Source organism: Lacisediminihabitans profunda, assembly GCF_008040105.1.
In the GTDB taxonomy this organism is placed as follows: Bacteria; Actinomycetota; Actinomycetes; order Actinomycetales; family Microbacteriaceae; genus Lacisediminihabitans; species Lacisediminihabitans profunda.
Genome location: NZ_VRMG01000015.1, coordinates 192,730 through 207,506, shown reverse-complemented (window position 1 = coordinate 207,506; position 14,777 = coordinate 192,730). Strand labels below are relative to the sequence as shown.

The 14,777-nt window shown below is 67.7% G+C and carries 12 protein-coding genes, 1 tRNA gene and 2 pseudogenes; 8 read left to right on the top strand and 7 right to left on the bottom strand.

Features of this window, described 5'->3' with window-relative positions; translation table 11 throughout:
- Nucleotides 1-180: pseudogene (locus tag FVP33_RS19815) on the bottom strand (IS3-like element ISMyma3 family transposase); the annotation flags it as partial.
- A 47-nt stretch (nt 181-227) separates the two neighbouring features.
- Between FVP33_RS19815 and FVP33_RS18165 the strand changes: the two are divergent.
- Nucleotides 228-593: pseudogene (locus FVP33_RS18165) on the top strand (hypothetical protein); the annotation flags it as partial.
- 48 nt (nt 594-641) lie between these two features.
- On the opposite strand, the gene FVP33_RS18160 reads toward FVP33_RS18165, so the two are convergent.
- The 4 genes from FVP33_RS18160 to FVP33_RS18145 form a co-directional block, all read right to left on the bottom strand.
- Nucleotides 642-715: transfer RNA gene (locus tag FVP33_RS18160), tRNA-Pro, on the bottom strand.
- Between the two features lie 44 nt (nt 716-759).
- Nucleotides 760-1,740 carry a metallophosphoesterase gene (locus tag FVP33_RS18155; RefSeq protein ID WP_246142411.1) on the bottom strand — a complete coding sequence of 327 codons (981 nt, stop codon included), beginning with the start codon at nt 1,738-1,740 and terminating at the stop codon, nt 760-762.
- Nucleotides 1,728-4,325, bottom strand: coding sequence for a transglycosylase domain-containing protein (locus tag FVP33_RS18150; RefSeq protein ID WP_147785101.1), 2,598 nt, complete (start codon nt 4,323-4,325; stop codon nt 1,728-1,730). Before FVP33_RS18150 ends, FVP33_RS18155 begins: the two co-directional genes overlap by 13 nt.
- A 53-nt stretch (nt 4,326-4,378) precedes the next feature.
- Nucleotides 4,379-6,991, bottom strand: coding sequence for a transglycosylase domain-containing protein (locus FVP33_RS18145; protein ID WP_147785100.1), 2,613 nt, complete (start codon nt 6,989-6,991; stop codon nt 4,379-4,381).
- A gap of 50 nt (nt 6,992-7,041) precedes the next feature.
- On the opposite strand from FVP33_RS18145, the gene sp36 reads away from it, so the two are divergent.
- Entirely contained in the window at nt 7,042-7,203 is a 162-nt protein-coding gene (gene sp36 / locus FVP33_RS19625) for a Sp36 family protein (protein ID WP_187270801.1), read from the top strand.
- Nucleotides 7,203-7,664 (top strand): RidA family protein, encoded by a 462-nt coding sequence (locus FVP33_RS18140; protein WP_147785099.1) that lies wholly within the window; start codon nt 7,203-7,205, stop codon nt 7,662-7,664. The genes sp36 and FVP33_RS18140 overlap by 1 nt, the downstream gene beginning before the upstream one ends.
- Before the next feature lie 290 nt (nt 7,665-7,954).
- Here the strand turns inward: FVP33_RS18140 and FVP33_RS18135 are convergent, their stop codons facing one another.
- Entirely contained in the window at nt 7,955-8,857 is a 903-nt protein-coding gene (locus FVP33_RS18135; RefSeq protein WP_147785098.1) for a DUF559 domain-containing protein, read from the bottom strand.
- 220 nt (nt 8,858-9,077) lie between these two features.
- On the bottom strand, nt 9,078-11,054 hold the full coding sequence (gene acs, locus FVP33_RS18130; protein ID WP_147785097.1) for an acetate--CoA ligase: 1,977 nt from the start codon (nt 11,052-11,054) through the stop codon (nt 9,078-9,080).
- Nucleotides 11,055-11,498: 444 nt separating this feature from the next.
- On the opposite strand from acs, the gene FVP33_RS18125 reads away from it, so the two are divergent.
- The 5 genes from FVP33_RS18125 to FVP33_RS18105 all read left to right on the top strand — a co-directional run bounded on the left by FVP33_RS18125 (nt 11,499) and on the right by FVP33_RS18105 (nt 14,674).
- A complete protein-coding gene (locus FVP33_RS18125; RefSeq protein ID WP_147785096.1) occupies nt 11,499-12,659 on the top strand; it encodes a TadA family conjugal transfer-associated ATPase in 1,161 nt (386 codons plus the stop codon).
- Nucleotides 12,652-13,578 (top strand): type II secretion system F family protein, encoded by a 927-nt coding sequence (locus FVP33_RS18120; RefSeq protein WP_147785095.1) that lies wholly within the window; start codon nt 12,652-12,654, stop codon nt 13,576-13,578. Before FVP33_RS18125 ends, FVP33_RS18120 begins: the two co-directional genes overlap by 8 nt.
- 145 nt (nt 13,579-13,723) lie before the next feature.
- Nucleotides 13,724-13,900, top strand: coding sequence for a DUF4244 domain-containing protein (locus FVP33_RS18115; protein ID WP_147785094.1), 177 nt, complete (start codon nt 13,724-13,726; stop codon nt 13,898-13,900).
- 22 nt (nt 13,901-13,922) lie between these two features.
- Nucleotides 13,923-14,240: a TadE family type IV pilus minor pilin gene (locus FVP33_RS18110; protein ID WP_246142410.1), complete on the top strand. Its 318-nt coding sequence runs from the start codon at nt 13,923-13,925 to the stop codon at nt 14,238-14,240.
- On the top strand, nt 14,237-14,674 hold the full coding sequence (locus tag FVP33_RS18105; RefSeq protein ID WP_147785092.1) for an Rv3654c family TadE-like protein: 438 nt from the start codon (nt 14,237-14,239) through the stop codon (nt 14,672-14,674). The genes FVP33_RS18110 and FVP33_RS18105 overlap by 4 nt, the downstream gene beginning before the upstream one ends.
- Nucleotides 14,675-14,777 lie beyond the last annotated feature (103 nt).

The window sequence follows — 14,777 nt, the reverse complement described above, 5'->3', positions numbered from 1 at the left end:
GCCGGGCCTTGCGCCCGCGTCGACCTCGTAACGGCGCTGCCACACCCGCAACGTCTCGGGACTCATCCCCAGCAGCCCTGCCACATGCCGGATCGCCGTCATCTGATTCGGGTGATCCACCCGCGCCTCACCGAGCATCCTCAGAGCCCGCTCACGCATCTCAGTCGTATATCTAGCCATCAGTTCCATCCTTGATCAAAAGACGGAACTAAACCCAGGCCGAATCAGTGGCCCGCTGCACGGTCGAGCGGCTGATGCGCCGTCAGGGGCTGCGCGGGATCCGCCGCGGGAAACAGTCCTACAGCGCACGCAGCAAAGCCACCCCCGCCGGCACCGACGGCCACTGGAGAATCCGAGAAGACCGCATCGACGACTCCGGAGTCGTCACCCTCCGCTACAACTCGAAAATGCACCACATCGGCATCGGCCGAGCACACAAAGGCGTCCGCATCCGACTCCTCATCCACGACCGCGACATCCGCATCATCAACCCCACCACCGGCGAACTCCTCCGCGAACTCACCCTCGACACCAACACCGACTACCAACCCCAGAAACCACAAAACGCCCTCCCAAAGGAGAGCGAATTGTGAACCATGTCTCAAGACATCTATGAACGATGTCTCGAGACATGACATTTGTCGGGGTAACAGGATTTGAACCTGCGACCTCTTCGTCCCGAACGAAGCGCGCTACCAAACTGCGCCACACCCCGATCGACTGAGAGCGGAAACCTTGCGGTTCCAACCCTGAGCCTCATCAAGAATAGCTGAAATCTCGAGGGACAAGTGTCATCAGCGTCGCTTCGGGCGGGCAGGCGAACCTGACGGGGGCAAAGATGGAGGTTCCGAGCCCCGCGGACACGTTCAGATAGGCCACACGACCGGCGTGCTTCCACAGGCTGAGGCCGCTGACCTGCTCGCGCGGGATGTCGCAATTGGTCACCAGGGCACCGTAGCCGGGCACGCAGACCTGACCGCCATGGGTGTGCCCGGCGAAGATGAGCTCGGCGCCGTAGGTGACGAACGTGTCGAGCACCCGCTGGTAGGGGGAGTGGGTGATGGCGATCGTGACCGGGTCCGGGCCGCCCACGTCATCCTGCCAGCCCACGTTTTCCCGCATCTCGTCCATCGCGCCCGGGATCCGCTCGAGCTTGTCCCAGCCGATGTGCGCGTCGTTGACGCCGAGGAACTCGAGGCGCGAACCCTTGATGCTCATGGCGCGCGCGGTGTTGTCGAGCTGGAGCCAGCCGAGACCCTCGAAGAACGCGTTCAGTCGTTTCGTGTCGAGATTCGGCGCGTGATGGCTCTTCTCGGAGGGCGCGATGAAGTACGTGAACGGGTTCTTGAGCACCGGGCCGTGATAGTCGTTCGAGCCGTGCACGAAGATTCCCGGGATGCCGCGGAACGGCTCGAGGGCGTACTCCACACCCTCGTTGCCGCGCTCGTGTCCGAGGTTGTCTCCCGTGTTCACGATGAGGTCAGGCTCGAACACGGCGAGCCCGCGCACCCACTCCTGCTTGGCGCGCTGCCACGGAGCCATGTGCAGGTCGGAGATGTGAAGCACGGTGAGCGGCCGCGCGCCGGCCTGCAGGATCGGGACCACCTGGCGACGCAGCGTGAAGCGATTGCGCTCCACGAGGCTGCCCCAGGCGAGCGCCCCGAGCCCGGCCGCGGCGGCTCCGGCCAGGGCCGTTGTCACGACCCGGCCGGCGCTGCGCTCACCGCCTAGTGAGGACACGCGCCCCCGCCAGGTTCTGAGCCGTCCGGCTTGCCGTAGACCGTGAGCGTGATTGGATCCTGTTTGGAGGCGGCGGCACCTGCTGCGGGGTTGGAGCTGGCCACGGTGCAGGTCTGGTTCGGTCCGGGCGTCGGCGACCCGGCGATCCACGTGTAGGTCACGTTGCTCGGGCTGAAGCCGTACGACGCGAGGGTGGAATTCGCCTTCTGCACGTCGAGACCCACGACGTTGGGCATCGTCGTGGCCAGGGAGCCGTCGCTCGTGTAGACGGTCACCGTCTGCCCGAGGCTGGTCGACGTGCCGGCCGGCGGATCGGTGCGAGACACCACGCCCGCGGGCTGGGCCGAGGCCTCAGGACCACCGTCCGCATAGTTGAACTGCAGGCTGGTGAGCAGCGCCTCGGCCGCGGCCGGCGACTGGCCGACCACGGAGGGCACGATGGCGCTGCGCCCGGCGAGCAGTGCCGAGTCGGGCGCGGGGAACGCTCCGCCCTTGTACGCGGGGTTGGCGTTGAGCGACTTGATCGCCGTCTTGAAGATGGTGAACTTGAGGCTGTACCCGTTCGCGCCGCCCACGCTGATCTGCCGGAGGCTCTGCTCACCACCGAGATTCTTCGCGGTGCGCTTGGCCGGGTCGCCCTGGATGTTGCCGACCCAGACGGCCAGGGCGACCTTGGTCGTCGTGCCGATGAGCCAGTTCTGGTACGAGCCGTCGGTGGTTCCGGTCTTGCCCACGAGGTCGACGCCGTCTCGGGGGTTGGCCGAGGTGGCCGTGCCGGCCGTGAAGACCGTCTTGAGCGCGTACGCCACGGTCGCCGCGATCTTCGGGTCGATGGCCTGCGTGCAGTCCTTCTCCTGGCCGGGAAGCTCCTTGCCGTCCGGTCCGACGACCTTGTCGACGGCGGTCGGGGCGCAGTACACGCCGCCGGCCCCGATGGTGGCGATCGCACCTGCCATGGAGAGGGGCGCGATCTGGTTCACGCCCAGCACGGTGGACGGGTAGTAGTCGAGTTCCTTGCCGTCGGCCCGGTGCACGCCCATCGCGATCGCGTCATCCCGGATGTCGCACAGGTCCAGCTTCTGGGCCATCGCGACGAACGCGACGTTCACCGAGTTCGTGGTGGCAGAGAGCACCGTCCTCGACCCGCCCTCGCCTCCGCTGTCGTTCTTGGGCGCGTACGGCGATCCGGTGGGCTGGCCCTTGCATTTGAACGAGTTCGCCGCGAATGTGCGCGGCGTTCCGTCGACCCGCTCCTGCAGCCCGTGCCCGTTCTGCAACCAGTCGGTGAGGGTGAAGATCTTGTAGGTCGATCCGGTCTGGAATCCGGTCGAGCCGCCGTAGGCCTGATCGGTGCTGTAGTTGATCGAGGTCTGCGCCGGGGTGGCCTCGCTCGTGTTGTTGTAGTCCTTGTTCTGGGCCATCACGAGGATCTTGCCGGTTCCCGGTTGCATGGCCACCGCCGCCGACCCCAGCGCGAATCGGGTCTCGGTGTTCGGGGTCGTCTTGTTGATCTGGGCCTGGGCCACGTCCTGCTGGTCGAGGTCGAGGCTCGTGTAGATCTTGTACCCGCCGTGCGTCCAGTTGGCGGCGCGCTCGGTCTTGCTCGCTCCGAGCGCGGTGAGGTTGGGCACGTTGCGCACGACGTAGTCGCAGAAGAACTTGGCGTCCGCGGCGTTCAGGCAGCCGTTGTTGGGCAGGCTCAGCTTGATGTAGGACTCGATCGGGGTGGCGACCGCCTCGTCGTGCTGCTTCTGGGTGATCTTGCCGAGCTCGAGCATGTCGCCGAGGATGATGTCGCGTCGCAGCTTGTTCACCCGGTAGTGCGCCGGGTTATCGAGGCGCTGGTCGTTCGGCTGCTGCACGATCGCAACGAGGCTCGCGGCCTGGGCGAGGGTCACGTCCTTGGCGGTGACGCTGAAGTAGCGTTCCGCCGCCGCTTCGATTCCGTAGGTGACGCCTCCGAAGCCCGTGATGTTCAGGTAGGCCAGCAGGATCTGGTTCTTGCTGTACCGCTTCTCCAGGCCGATGGCGAGCTTCATCTCTGCGAGCTTGCGGTCCGGGGTCGCCTTGATGGCGTCCGCGTAGGCGGCCTTGATCTTGGCCGGGGTGCTCTCCTGCAGGGCCTGCTGCACGCGGATGTTCTTCACGAGCTGCATCGCCAGAGTCGAACCACCCGTCGTTCCCGTCTTCGTGACGAAGCCGACCCCGGCGCGCAGCAGCGACTGCAGGTCGACGCCGCCGTGCTGGTAGAACCGGCGGTCTTCGCCGGCGACCGCGGCATCCTTCACGAATTGGGAAACGCCGTCCCAGGCCACTTCCTGACGGTTCTGGTCGTACACCGTGGCGATCGGCACCGAAGCGCCGCCCCGGAGCGCATAGATCTCATTGCGCTGCGACTGGCCGCCGATCTGGATGTAGTCGGGGAGGTTGTCGAAGATGCCGATCGCGCCCTTGGCGGCCGAGCTTGTCACGGCGAGAGCGGGGGTGACCATGGCGGTGACGAGCACGCCGGCAAGCACGCTGAAACCGACGAGGCCGATGAGGCCGCCGATCACGCCTGACGGCTTCACTTTGAGGGCAGACATAAAGCTTAGGGTAACCGATCAAATCTGGGGTCGTGCCGGGTCTGGGCCGACGCTCAGGGGCACAGTGGCCCGGGGTCCGACCCATTTACCGAGCCGCCGTTGCCGACCGTGAGCACCACCGAGGCGTCGGTGCCCGTCTTGGCGCCCGCCGCCGGGTTGGTGGCGAGCACCTTGCAGAGGTCGGCCGGCGCGCTCGACACCCAGCTGTAACTGAGTTTCGACTTGGCGAAACCGGCCGCCTCGAGGGCGGTTACCGCCGCGGCGCGGGCGTTGCCCACGACATCCGGCATGGTCGTCGCCAGGGTCCCGTCGCTCGTGTAGACGGTGATGGTGTCGCCGAGCGCCCCGACGGTTCCGGCCGGTGGGTCCGTCCTGGCAACCTGGCCCGCCGGCACGGAGGACGGCACGGTTCCGCCGTCCGCGACCGTGAACTGGAGGCTCTCGAGCAGGGCCTTCGCCGCGGCGGGCTGCTGGCCGGTCACGTCTGGCACCGGTACGCCGCGGCCCTTGAGCAGTGACTGGTCGGGCAGGGGGAACGCTCCGCCCTTGTAGGCGGGATTGGAGTCGAGCGACTTCATGGTCGCGCGGAAGATGTTGAACTTGGTGTTGTACCCGTTGGTTCCGGCGATGCTGATGTTGCGCAGGCTTTGGTCACCCTGCGGGTTCTTGGGCGTGCGCAGGCCAGGCGTGCCCTGGATGTTGCCGACCCACACCGCGAGCGCCGCCTTCGTCGTGCTGGCGATGAGCCAGTTGTGGTACGAGTCATCCGTCGTTCCGGTCTTACCGACGATGGGCACGCCGTCCCTGGGCGCGCCGGGGGCACCAGTGCCCGACTTCATCACGGCCGAGAGGGCGTAGGCCACAGTGGAGGCGATTTTCGCGGTGATGGTCTGGCTGCAGTTGGACTGCTGTCCGGCCAGCTCCTTGCCATCCGGTCCCACGATCTTGTCGACCATGGTCGGAGCGCAATAGAGGCCGTTGGCCCCGATCGTGGCGATCGCCGCGGCCATGGTGAGCGGGGCGATCTCGTTGGTGCCGAGCACCGACGACGGGTCGACGTGCAGGGGAGACGGCTTCTTCGGGGTGTCGTCCGCGCGGTGCACGCCCATGGCGGTTGCGTCGGCGCGGATGTCGCACAGGTCGAGCTTCTGCGCCATGGCCACGAATGCCGCGTTCACCGAGTTCTTCGTGGCGTTGAGCACCGTCATCGAACCGCCCTCGCCCGAGGAGTCGTTCTTGGGCGCGTAGGGCGAGCCGCTCAGCGCGCCCGGGTCGCAGGGCGCCTTGAAGCTCGACTGCGGGAATGCCCGCACGCTCCCGTTGACGACGTCATTGAGGCCGTGGCCGTTCTGCAGCCAGTCGGTGAGGGTGAAGATCTTGTAGGTGGATCCGGTGGGGAAGCCGGATGACCCGCCGTACGAACGGTCGGTGCTGAGATTGACGGCAGTGGTCGTGAGCGGATCACCGCTTGCCGAGTTGTCATACTCCTTGTTCTGGGCCATGATCAGGATTTTTCCCGTGCCCGGCTGCACCGACACCGCCGAAGCGCCGAGCGCGAACCGGGACTCGTTGGCCGGTGCGCTCTTGCTCAGCGCGGCCTGGGCCGCATCCTGCTGGTCGAGGTCGATGCTCGTGTAGATCTTGTAGCCGCCGGTGGCCCACGCCGTGGTTCGTGCGGCGACGTTCGGGCCGAGCGAGGCGAGGCTGGGCACGAGCCGCTTCACGTAGTCGCAGGCAAACTTCGCGTCGACGGCGTACAGGCATCCGCTGCTCGGAGGCGTGATCTTCACCTCGGAGGCGATCGGAGTGGCGATCGCCTCGTCGAACTGCTTCTTGGTGATGTCCTTCACGTCGTACATGGCCGTGAGGATCTGGTCCCGTCGCACCTTGTTGGCCTTGTAGTACTTGGGGTCGCTGAGATTCTGACGGTTGGGCTGCTGCACGATGGCGATGAGGCTCGCCGCCTGCGGGAGCGTCACGTCCTTCGCCGGCACGCTGAAGTACTGCCGCGCCGCCGACTCCACCCCGTAGGTGTTTCCGCCAAAGCCGGTGATGTTGAGGTACGCAAGGAGGATCTGTTTCTTGGGGTACTCCTTGTCGAGGCCGATCGCGAGCTTCATCTCCTTGAGCTTGCGCTGCAGCGTGTCGTCGATCGCCGCCTGGTAGGCCACCTGTCGGGCCTTGGGGTCGTCCACCTGCAGCGCCTGCTGCACGAGGATGTTCTTCACCAACTGCATGTCGAGGGTCGAGCTTCCGCTCGTGATGCCGTTGCTCGCGATGTTGCCTATCGCTGCGCGGGCGACCGATTCCACATCGACGCCGCCGTGCTTGTAGAAGCGGCGGTCTTCGCCTGCCACAGCCGCGTTCTTCAGGAAGGGCGACACGGCATCCCAGGCCACCTCCTGGCGGTTCTGGTTGTAGATGGTGGCGATCTGCACCGGGGCGCCGGCGCGCGTGGCGTAGATGGTGTTCTGCTGCGATCCGGAGCCGAGCGCGAGGTAGTCGGGGAGCTTGTCGAACACCGCGATCGATGCCTCGGCGGTCTGGCTGGTCACGGCCACGGCGGGGGTCACCATTGCCGTCACCAGCACGCCGGCGAGCATGCTGAGACCAAAGAATCCGGCCACCACTGTGGGCAGACCGGAGCGACGCAAATCTTCACCCATACAATCAAAGCTACGTTTACCGCCCGAACTGAACCTGAACGGATGCCGTGATGCCGAGCTTCGAATACGTCACAACCCCCCTGATCGTGCACAATACGGCGGCAATTCTCAACAACTGGGGATCCGACGGCTGGGAGCTCGTTCAGGTGGTGCAGGGACCGGAGGGTGGCCTCGTCGCCTACCTCAAGCGCGAGAAGAAGGAAGACGCCTGATGTCGAAATTGGATGACCGCATCGCCGAACTCGGACTGACCATCCCCGACGTGGCCCGGCCGGTCGCCGCCTACATTCCGGCGGTCGTGAGCGGCAACCTCGTGTTCACCTCCGGCCAGCTGCCGATGGTCGCCGGCACCCTCGCCGCCACCGGCAAGGTCGGTGCCACCGTCAGCCCGGAGGACGCCCGCGGCTACGCGGCGACCTGTGCCCTCAACGCGCTCGCCGCGGCGAAGTCGGCCATCGGATCCCTCGACCGCATCACGCGCGTCGTGAAGGTCGTCGGTTTCGTGGCATCCGACCCCTCGTTCACCGGCCAGCCCGGCGTGATCAACGGGGCATCCGAGCTTCTCGGTGAGATCTTCGGCGATCTCGGCGTGCACGCGCGTAGCGCCGTCGGCGTGGCCGTGCTTCCGCTCGACTCGCCCGTCGAGGTGGAGCTCATCCTCGAGTTCGCGTAGCGCCGGTGGCGCGGCCCGCCGAGTGCTGCGCCCCCGCTTTGCGTCCGCTTTGCGTCTCCGCGTCCTGCGCCTCCGCTTTGCGCGCCCTGCGCGTTTCTCCGGAGGATTCGCTGTTCCGGCGGTGATTTCGGGGCAGTCTGTCGTAATTGAACGTGCAAGTCGAGTGCGTGGAACGAAACCTCCGGAGAAACGCGCGTTGCGGATGTCGCGCGGCGTCAGGATGCCGAGCGGTAGCCGCGCAGTTGCCGCGCTTTGGCGGACAAGCAGCGGGCCGGGCTCGGTTGCCGGCGTCAGCGTACGGCGTCGAGGTGACGGCCGGACTGCAGGGCGCTTCGCACCACGGCCTCCACAAGCGGCCAGTTGAACATGATCATGACGTAGCTGAGCTTGATGACCGTGTAGCCGAGCGACTGAAGTTGGGCTGTGCGGATCCGGTCGCTGTTGAAGCGTTCCTCGTCGGAATGCCATTCGCGGCCGTCGGTTTCGATGACAAGGGACGTGCCGACCAGGAGGTCGACCGCACGCCCGCCGATCATGACCTGGGAGCGAACGTCAAGACCGATCGACACCAGCCACAACCTCACTATGGTCTCGAGCCCCGAATCCGCCCGCCCGTCGAGTCGAAGGCGAAGGCGGCGAAGTCGACGAGGCAGCCGCTCGAAGAGTTCGAACAGCTGGAAGACGTCCAGCAGTCCCCGGTTGAGGGCGGAGTCGCACGAGCATGCCGCTGCGGTCTGTTCCGCAGACAGGAGAATCTGCGCAAGTGTTTGAGGCACCGACTCGCGCCACGCATCCGGCCCCTCCGCGAAGCCATCGACCCGCCAGTGAGAAATCACGCTCCGCCCTGGGGGGAGATCACGTGATGCAGGGAAGTCGAATTGCACGCGACCAGGCTTGGCCACGTTTCCGTGCGGCTTCCAACTGACGTGCAGATCTCGATCCAGGCCGCGCCAGATGCCGTAACTTGCCGCCGCCGAGAACGAGCCCAGCCGCCCGCCCAGTCGTACGGCGTTCACTCGGTCTGGTTCGGCATCCGGCAGGGCGTACCACGCGCGGCGCACTCGCACCAGCCGGCCCTGCCCGACGTTCCAGGCGAGCGCTTTCGGGGTGTGGCCAGCATCCAGGATCTGTCGTCGAGGGGCAATTCCCCCGGATGCCCGCACGAGCTGGTCGATCGGTAAGGGTCGCTGCATGCGCGCCAGTGTGCTCGCGCGGCTTGACCATGGGAGTCGACCGCACCGCGTCTGTGCATGAACGGCCGAAACCCTGCCCTGTGCAGGGACCAGCCCCTGGCGTTTCTCCGGAGGTTCTTCCGATTCGGCGCGAAACCGGCCGCTGTGAACGTGCACAGTGGGGTTTCGGGCTCAAACCTCCGGAGAAACGCGAATCGGCGCGGGGCCGGGCGGTGCCGCGCTACCCCTTGCTGAGTTTGTCGCTGATGATCTGCATCACCGAGGTGTCGGCGAGCGTGGTCGTGTCACCGATGGCCCGTCCCTCCGCGACATCCTGAAGCAGGCGGCGCATGATCTTGCCCGACCGGGTCTTCGGCAGCTCCGCCACGATGAAGATCTCCCTCGGCCGCGCGATCGCGCCGATCTGCTCCGAGACGTGGATGCGCAGCAGTGCGCTCGCCTCATCCGGAGTCTGGTGCTCGACATGTTCGCTGCGCAGGATCACGAACGCGACGACGGCCTGGCCGGTCGTCTCGTCCGCGGCTCCGACCACGGCGGACTCGGCCACGATCGGATGCGACACGAGCGCCGACTCGATCTCGGCTGTCGAGAGACGGTGGCCCGAGACGTTCATCACGTCGTCGACGCGGCCGAGCAGCCAGATGTCGCCGTCCTCGTCGAGGCGGGCGCCATCCCCGGCAAAGTACACGGGCTTGTCGAGAACCGCGGCGAACTTGTCCCAGTAGGTTTCCTTGAAGCGCTCCGGGTCGCCCCAGATGCCCCGCAGCATCGAAGGCCACGGCTCGGTCACGGCGAGCAGGCCGCCGCCTCCCGCCGGAACCGGCGTTCCGGCCTCGTCGAGCACCTCGATCGTGATGCCGGGCACCGGTACCTGCGCCGAGCCGGGTTTCGTGATCGTCACGCCCGGCAGCGCGGAGATCATGATGGCCCCCGTCTCGGTCTGCCACCAGGTGTCGACGATCGGAGTGCTCCCCCCGCCGATCACCTCGCGGTACCAGACCCACGCCTCGGGGTTGATCGGTTCGCCGACACTGCCCAGCACCCGAAGGCTCGAGAGGTCGAACGAATCGGGAATCTCGCGGCCGAGCTTCATGAAGGACCGGATGGCGGTGGGCGCCGTGTAGAAGATGGTCACGCCATACTTCTGGATGATCTCCCACCAGCGGCCGGGGTGCGGCGTGTCTGGAGTGCCCTCGTAGAGCACCTGCGTTGCGCCGTTGGCGAGCGGGCCGTAGACGACGTAGCTGTGCCCGGTGATCCATCCGACGTCGGCGGTGCACCAGTAGACGTCTGTCTCCGGGTGAAGGTCGAACACGTTCTTGTGCGTGAACGCGACCTGGGTGAGGTAGCCGCCGGTAGTGTGCAGGATTCCCTTGGGCTTGCCGGTCGTGCCCGACGTGTAGAGGATGAAGAGGGGCTGCTCCGCCTCGAATGCCTCCGCCTCGTGCTCGGCGTCGACGGTTTCGATCTCCTCGTGCCACCAGAGGTCGCGGCCCTCGGTCCATTCCACGTCGTTGTCGCACCGCTTCACCACGAGGACGTGCTCTACCGAGAGGTCGCCCTCCTTCGCGAGCGCGCCGTCCACCGCGGGCTTGAGGGGGCTCACGCGCCCCTTGCGCCATCCGCCGTCTGCGGTGATGACGAGCTTGGCGCTCGCGTCGTCGATGCGGGAGCGGAGACTTTCCGCACTGAAACCGCCGAAGATCACCGAGTGCACGGCGCCGACGCGCGCGACGGCGAGCATCGAGACGACGGCCTCGGGAATCATCGGAAGGTAGATGGCGACCCGGTCGCCTTTGCCGATGCCGAGCTTGGTCAGCAGGTTCGCGGCGCGTTTGACCTCGGCGGTGAGCTCGGCGTAGCTGATGTCGCGGCTGTCGCCCGGTTCGCCCTCCCAGTGGATGGCGATCCGGTCGCCGTTGCCAGCCAGAACGTGACGGTCGAGGCAGTTGTATGCCACATTGAGCTCGCCGTCGGCGAACCATCTGGCGAATGGAGCGTTCGACCAGTCGAGGGTCTGAGTGAAGTCCTTGTGCCAGTGCAGCAGGTCGCGGGATTGTCTGGCCCAGAAGGCGAGACGGTCCGCCTTCGCCTCGTCGTAGAGAGCGCTCGTGGCCACCGCGGTGGCCGAAAACGAGGCCGTCGGCGGGAATCGGCGCTCTTCATGCTGAAGGCTGTCGATAGAGGTGTTGGACATCGTTATCCTGTTCGAGCGTGCGGCGCGGTGGCCGTTGAAATCGTCCTTCCGATCCTAGACCGGGCGCAGGTTGCGCTTCGTAGCGGCCCGACAACACTGCTGCCGAATTCCACTCTGGGAACGTGCTGTGATGCCGGAACATCTTCTCTTGCGTGCGGGCCTTGCTGGAGTACACTGAGACCCGTCGAATGCAAATTCGGTAAGCAGCGCGTAGCGATTCCCCCCAATCCAGCGTTGCTGTGGCGGCGTCTGTTCCCCCCAACCGGCGCCGCCCCTCTTCTTTTAATCGGCAGGCTCACGACGGCCCCGGGTAGACAATTCGGTCTGGAGAGGGCGGGCCCCTGCCCCGCCTCCCCTCCTCCCCGGCGACACCCACGATTCCCGATGCGTCACCGCGCTCCGCCGCGAGTCCACTGGTGCCCCGCCGACGGATACGGTCGGGCGATGTTCGATCGCTTCGACTCGCTTCCGGCGCCCTCGGGCCCGACTGGGCCGGACGGACCGTTCGAGCGGACGCCGTCGCCCGGGCCGCCTGAGCGTTTCGTCGTGGGCAGGCCTGGCGGGTTCCGCGGACGCGGGGCGGCGCACTCGGTCGGCGTGCTGGACAGTGACGTCTCGCCCTCTTCCGGCGGACATCGGTCGGTCGATCCGATGCGGCGGGGGATCGCCGGGGAGGAGCTGTCCGACTTCGGACCGCTCGGGCCGTTCGTGTCCGATGCGGCCGTCACCGACGTCTTCGTCAACGGGCCGGGCGGGGTGTGGGTCGATCGTGGCCGGGGCGCGGAGCGCGAGCGGATGCCGACGGTCGCCGAGTCCCAGCTGCGGGAGTTGGCGGTGCGACTGATCGCCCTCGGCGGACGCCACATCGACGAAGCGACACCCTGCGTGGATGTGCGCCTGCACGATGGCATCCGCGTGCATGCCGTGCTGCCGCCGATCTCCACCGGTGGCACGCTCCTCTCTATCCGGCTGCCACGACTCGAGCGACTGGGTCTCGGCGATCTCGACGCGACCGGATTCTTCTCCCTGGTTCCCCTCGACGCCATCGACCGGCTCGTGGCCCGGCGGGAGAACCTGCTCATCACCGGTGCGGCCGGCACGGGGAAGACCACCCTTCTCGCGGCCCTGCTCGCGCGCGCGGCGCCGGCCGACCGCATCATCGCGATCGAGGATGTCGCCGAGTTGCGAGTGGCGCATCCGCACTTCGTGTCGCTCGAGTCCCGGCAGGCGAACCTCGAAGGCGCGGGCCAGCTGGGGCTCGAACGTCTCGTGCGCGAGGCGTTGCGGATGCGCCCGGACCGGCTCGTGCTCGGCGAGTGCCGCGGCGGCGAGATCCGTGAGCTGCTCGCGGCGCTCAACACCGGTCATGACGGCGGCGCCGGAACTCTTCACGCCAACTCGCTGGAGGACGTGCCGGCCCGGCTCGAGGCGCTCGGTGCGCTCGCCGGGATGAGCGAGACCGCGATTGCCCGGCAGACGGTGAGCGCGATCGGTACGGTGCTCCACCTCGAGCGCGCGGCCGGCTCACGTCGGCTCGCCCAGATCGGCCGATTCGAGCTGGATCCGCGCGGGCGGCTGATCATGGTGGAGGCGGCGGGTGGCTAGCGAGACGGCCAGCGTCGAGCCGATCGCCTCTTTCGTGCAGCGGCTCGGTGTGCTGCTTTCGGCGGGAGTGGCCCCGTCGTCGGGATGGGGCTACCTCGCCGAGGCGGCCGTCGGGCCTGAGGCGGCCAGGCTGCGCGCCATCGTCGACTCTGTCGCGGCCGGCACGAGCATCGCCGAGGCGGTGCTCGCTGTCGCCCCGTCGGCCGGGCGCAACGAGCCGGTCTGGCGCGGAATCGCCGCGGCCTGGCAGGTGGCGACGGATGCCGGTGCCCCGCTCGCACCGACACTCGCGGAACTCGCGGCGTCGCTGCGGGCCCTCGCGCAGAATCAGGAAGACCTGCGCACCGCGCTCGCCGGTCCGACCGCGACCGCGCGAATGGTGGTGATGCTGCCCGTGGTCGGCGTGCTCTTCGGGCTGGTGCTCGGGTTCGACAGCCTGTCGGTGCTGTTCAGCACCCCGCCCGGACTCGCCTGCCTCGCCCTCGGGGTGGGGCTGATGCTCGCGGCCCGGTGGTGGAGTCGGCGCGTTGTCGACTCGGCGCGGCCGAGGCAGCTCACCCCGGGCCTCTCCCTCGATCTCATGGCCATCGCGGTGTCGGGCGGCGCGGCGCTCCCGCGGGCCATTTCCTCCGTGAGCGCGGCGTGGACACGATTCGGCCTCGACGACGACGGGGGGCGCGAGGCCATCGACGACGTGCTCGCGCTGTCGCGGCGTGCGGGCGTCCCGGCGGCGGCCCTCCTGCGCAGCGAGGCGGCGGAGGCGAGACGGGCCGCCCGCAGCGCGGGGGAACGCCGGGCGGCGACGGTGGCGGTCACCCTCATGCTTCCGCTGGGCATCTGCGTGCTGCCCGCGTTCATGCTGCTCGGCGTCGCACCACTGCTCATCGCCGTGGTGTCCTCGACGGTAGCGGGGTTCTGAATGGCCCCTCGTCTCGCCCCCAGCCACTGCCCGTTCGACGGTTGCCCCCGGCCAGATGGCGACGGCGCCGAGGGGCGCCGAACGAGGTCAGGCTGGCGTTGCCGGCGCGCGTCGGCACGGCCAATCGATACGAAGGGACAGGGGCATGAAACGGTTGAAGAGGATGCTGGCACACGAGGAGGGGGCGGCGACGGCCGAGTACGCGATTGCGACGATGGCCGCGGTCGGCTTTGCTGGGCTGCTGGTCGCGATACTGCGAAGCGACGAGGTGAGGGGGATCCTCACCGACCTGGTGCACCGTGCGCTCACCTTCGCGGGGTGACGGCTCTCCCGACCGCGGAAGCGTGACGGCGGAGTTCGCCGTCGTGATCCCGGCGGTGGTGCTCGTGCTCGGGCTGTGCCTGTCCGGGCTGCAGCTCGCCGGCGCGCAACTCATGCTGCAGCAGGTGGCGGCGAGCGCCGCCCGGGCGCTGGCGCGTGGGGAGGATCTCGGCACGGCTGGCCGATTGGCGGCCAGGCTCGCTCCGGGAGCGATGCTGAGCGAGGAGGGCCAGGGGTCCGTCGTGTGCGTGCGTGCGAGCTCTTCCGGATCCGTGGCGCGCGGATTGCTGGGAGCCGTGTCCCTCTCGGCGCGCAGCTGCGCCCTGGCCGGTGGGCGGTGAGGGGCGAGAGCGGCTCGGGATCGGTGCTCGGCATCGCGGTTGTCGCGGTTGTCATCGCCGTCGCGGCGCTCATGATTCCGGTCATTCGCGTTCTCGCCGCGGTGGGACAGGGCTGGGCGGCGGCCGATGCCTCCGCGCTCGCCGCGGCGGACGTGGCCGTCGGCATCCAGCCGGGAGATCCCTGCGAATCGGCAGCCGACGTGGCGGCGTCAAACGGGGCGCGGCTCGACGGTTGCGTGGTCGACGGCGCCGTCGTCACGGTGAGCGTGGAGGTTGCGGTGGTCGGATTCCGGCTCAGTATTCGCGCGACGGCCGGTCCCCCCGGCGGCTCGGTGGGGCATCCGGGGGCGTCGGCTTTGGCGCCGCCGCGCGCCCGGCAGCCGTCGTGGTCTGTCACCGAGATGAGTGGGAGGCGTCGTCATGATCGGGAGTGAAATGGGGTTGCTCGGCGTTTCTGTGTGTATGGTGTGCCTGTCGGGGGTGCGCCCTGACACTCTTCGCCGCGACATCCTGTTCCAACGCCGCCGCAGGTTGGGC

Coding starts and splice junctions, on each gene's coding strand:
- FVP33_RS18135 (WP_147785098.1), bottom strand. CDS start 8,857: ATGCAGCGACCCTTACCGATCGACCAGCTCGTGCGGGCATCCGGGGGA.
- sp36 (WP_187270801.1), top strand. CDS start 7,042: ATGCCGAGCTTCGAATACGTCACAACCCCCCTGATCGTGCACAATACG.
- FVP33_RS18150 (WP_147785101.1), bottom strand. CDS start 4,325: ATGTCTGCCCTCAAAGTGAAGCCGTCAGGCGTGATCGGCGGCCTCATC.
- acs (WP_147785097.1), bottom strand. CDS start 11,054: ATGTCCAACACCTCTATCGACAGCCTTCAGCATGAAGAGCGCCGATTC.
- FVP33_RS18115 (WP_147785094.1), top strand. CDS start 13,724: ATGAAACGGTTGAAGAGGATGCTGGCACACGAGGAGGGGGCGGCGACG.
- FVP33_RS18140 (WP_147785099.1), top strand. CDS start 7,203: ATGTCGAAATTGGATGACCGCATCGCCGAACTCGGACTGACCATCCCC.
- FVP33_RS18125 (WP_147785096.1), top strand. CDS start 11,499: ATGTTCGATCGCTTCGACTCGCTTCCGGCGCCCTCGGGCCCGACTGGG.
- FVP33_RS18145 (WP_147785100.1), bottom strand. CDS start 6,991: ATGGGTGAAGATTTGCGTCGCTCCGGTCTGCCCACAGTGGTGGCCGGA.